This window comes from Saccharothrix luteola, assembly GCF_020859565.1.
GTDB lineage: Bacteria > Actinomycetota > Actinomycetes > Mycobacteriales > Pseudonocardiaceae > Actinosynnema > Actinosynnema luteola.
The window spans coordinates 1-3,047 of sequence record NZ_JAJHUO010000035.1 but is presented as its reverse complement, the minus strand read 5'-3'; the positions used below and the strand labels follow the sequence as shown (position 1 = coordinate 3,047).

2 protein-coding genes are annotated in these 3,047 nt (G+C 69.1%); both read right to left on the bottom strand.

Going from position 1 to position 3,047, the window contains the following annotated elements; genetic code table 11:
* Positions 1 to 69: 69 nt before the first annotated feature.
* Positions 70 to 1,356, bottom strand: a complete 1,287-nt coding sequence (locus LNK82_RS38180) for an ABC transporter substrate-binding protein (protein WP_230571728.1) — start codon at positions 1,354 to 1,356, stop codon at positions 70 to 72.
* Entirely contained in the window at positions 1,356 to 2,411 is a 1,056-nt protein-coding gene (locus LNK82_RS38175) for a LacI family DNA-binding transcriptional regulator (protein WP_230571727.1), read from the bottom strand. The genes LNK82_RS38180 and LNK82_RS38175 overlap by 1 nt, the downstream gene beginning before the upstream one ends.
* Between the last annotated feature and the right edge of the window lie 636 nt (positions 2,412 to 3,047).

Sequence of the window (3,047 nt, the reverse complement as noted above, 5' to 3'; positions counted from 1 at the left end):
CCGCCCACACCACCCCCACCCCCCCCGGGGGGGGGGGCCCGCCCCCCCCCCCCCCCACGACGGGGAAAGTCACTTGAGCAACTCCTGCAACTTGGTCTGCAGCTCCTTCAGCGCCACGTCGCTGGTCTTCGCGCCGGTCAACGCGGCGTAGGCGGCTTCCTGGATCGCCTGCGTGACGTCGCCGTAGCGGACGGCCTGCGGGCGCGGCTTCGCCGAGAGGATCGACTCCTTCAGCGTCGGCAGGTACGGGAACTGCTTGATCAGCTCGGCGTCCTCGTACAGGCTCGCCAGGGTCGGCGCCTGCGAGGTGGCCAGCAGGTTGGAGCGCTGCGAGGCCTCGCTGGTGAAGAACTTGATGAAGTCCAGCGCGGTGGCCTTGTTCTTGCCGAACGCGGAGATGGCGAAGTTGTGGCCGCCGAGGGTGGAGCTGCCGGGGCCGTTGAGGCCGGGCAGGGGCGCGACGTCGAACTTGCCGGCGACCTGCGAGGAACCGTCGGTCTTGCCGGCCAGGTTCCACTGGTAGGGCCACTGGCGGTGGAACAGGAGCTCGCCCGCCTGGAACGCGCGGCGGCCCTCCTCTTCCTTGTAGGTGATGGCCTTCTCCGGGATGATGCCCTGCTGGAACCCGGTGACCAGGGTGTCCAGACCGGCCTTCGCCTCGGGCGAGTCGACCGCGGCCTTGCCGGCGGAGTCGACCACGTCGCCGCCCGCGGAGTGCACGGCCTCGTCGAAGTTGACCGTGAGGCCCTCGTACTTCTCGAACTGACCGGCGTAGCAGCCGATCGCGGGCTGCGTCGCCTTGACCGCCTGGCAGGCGGTGGTGAGCTCGGCCCACGTCTTCGGCGGCTTCTGGCCCGCCGCGTCGAGCAGGTCCTTGCGGTAGTACAGCAGGCCGCCGTCGGAGTACACCGGCGCGGCGTAGAGCTTGTCGCGGTACTGCGCGGTCTTCACCGCGGGCTGGAGGAACTTGTCCAGTTCGAACTCCTTGGCGGGCAGTTCGACGACCCACCGGTTGGCCGCGAACTCGGCCGTCCACACCACGTCGAGGTTGAGGATCGTGTACGCGTCGGACTTGACCTGCGCGTTCTGCACCATCTGCTGGCGCTGGGCGTCCGCGGACTCGGGCAGTTCGATGATCCGGACCTGCTCGTTCGCGTGCGAGGCGTTCCACTCGTCGACGAGCTTCTGCATGTTGCCGGAGGTGTCCTTGCCGGTGGCGAAGGTGATCTCGCCCCGACCTTCGAGCGCACCGCTGGGCTGCTCGCCGCCTTCGTCCCCTCCGCTGCCGCACGACGCGAGGAGGACCGCCACACCCAGCGCCGCGGTTGCCCGCGCCGCCGTTGTCCGAACGCCCATTACCGAGACTCCCATTCGTTCAGGTCTTGCTCTGTCAAGCGGATCGGGGCGCTGCCGCGGCTGATGATCTCGCCCGGCAGCAACACGCCCCGATCGCCGTTCGCACCGGTGGTGCTCTCCAGGAGGTCCACCACGGTGCGGGCGAACCTCTCGACGGGTTGCCGCACCGAGGTGAGACCACCGTCCACAACAGAGGCCAACGGCGAGTCGTCGAAACCCGTCACCGCGACGTCCGTCCCCGGCCGGAGCCCCTGGCGGCGCACTTCACGGTGCACACCTACCGCAAGTGGATCACTCACCGCGATCACCGCGTCCGGTATCACTTCGGAGTCCAGCAGGTCTCGCATCGCCACCCCGCCCGCTTCGACGGTGTCGGCCTCCGCGAACACCAGCCGGTCCGCGGGCAGGTCGAACGCGGTGCAGCCGGCTTTCCAGCCACGCAGCCGTTCGAGGTTCTGCGCCGTCGTCCCACGCCCGCCGACGAACGCGATGCGACTGCGGCCGAGGTCGTGCAGGCGGTCGACGAGCCGGTGGCAGACGGCCGCGCCGTCGAGGTCGACCCACGGGCCGGGCTGGTCGTCGTTCCCCGTGCGCCCGAAGGACACGAAGGGCACGTCGTGATCGGCCAGCCACTGGTGGCGCGGGTCCTGGTCGACGGTGTTGGCCAGCACGAAGCCGTCCACGGCGCGTTGGGCCACCAGGTCGGCGTAGGCGTCGACCGCACCGGCGGTGTTGGTCGCGCTGGTGAACAGCAGCACATGGCGGCCGGATCCTTCCACCTCTGCGGTCAACAGGTGCAGGAACCGGTCCATGAACGAGCTCGGCGTGTTGGTGACCGGGACGCAGTAGCCGATGAGGCCGGCTCGGCGGGCGGCCAGGTTGCGCGCGTTGCGGTTGGGCCGGTAGCCGAGGGCCTCGACGGAGGCCCGGACTCGCCGGCGGGTGGCCGGGTCCACCCGGTCGGGTGCGTTGAGCACGTTGGACACGGTCTGGCGGGAGACACCGGCGTGCAGCGCCACCTGGCGGATCGTCACCGGGCCACCGGGACGCGCCATGGCCTGCTCCCCCTCCCCCGATTCGAGCTGGTGCGGTGCCGTTCGCGCTGGTTTCGTACTCGTGTCGTCGCGGTGACGGAGCGCACCCGTCCGAATACTCCACCGATCATTTGACCGCTCAAAATCGGCGGTACTGTGTCGCGGGCCACAGCACTGTGTCAAGGAGTGGGAAGCCTGCGTGACCGGACCGCAACTTCTTCGCTCCGCAACAACGCAAGACGGGAACCGTCCGACGAGGACCGCGACACCGCCACCCACACCAGCCAGCACGTCCGATTGCCGCAGCCCCACCCACCACGACCACCTTCAGCCGAAACGTTCACACCGACCGCCCCAACCAACCCAGCCCGATCCGAGCCACCGAAGTCTCGTAACCCACCGGTTGCCGCACCACCACCAACACCATCACCCCACCACCCACAACGGACCCGCAACCAACCCACCGAGGCCCGATTTGACATGGGTTCGGGTGCCATAGGCTGGTCGAAGCCGGGCAGGCTTGGCGGACGGGGTCTGTCAAACGAGCGGTGTAACTCAGGGTGAGGTGGGTTACTTGCGTCCGGCGGCCAGGCGGCCGTCGAAGGCGATGTCGAAGGCGTTGAGGGCGGCCTTCCACCGCATGGTCCAGCGTTTGCG

What these genes read in the sequence shown, in the direction of transcription:
- LNK82_RS38175 (WP_230571727.1), bottom strand. Translation starts at nt 2,411, where the DNA reads ATGGCGCGTCCCGGTGGCCCGGTGACGATCCGCCAGGTGGCGCTGCAC.
- LNK82_RS38180 (WP_230571728.1), bottom strand. Translation starts at nt 1,356, where the DNA reads ATGGGCGTTCGGACAACGGCGGCGCGGGCAACCGCGGCGCTGGGTGTG.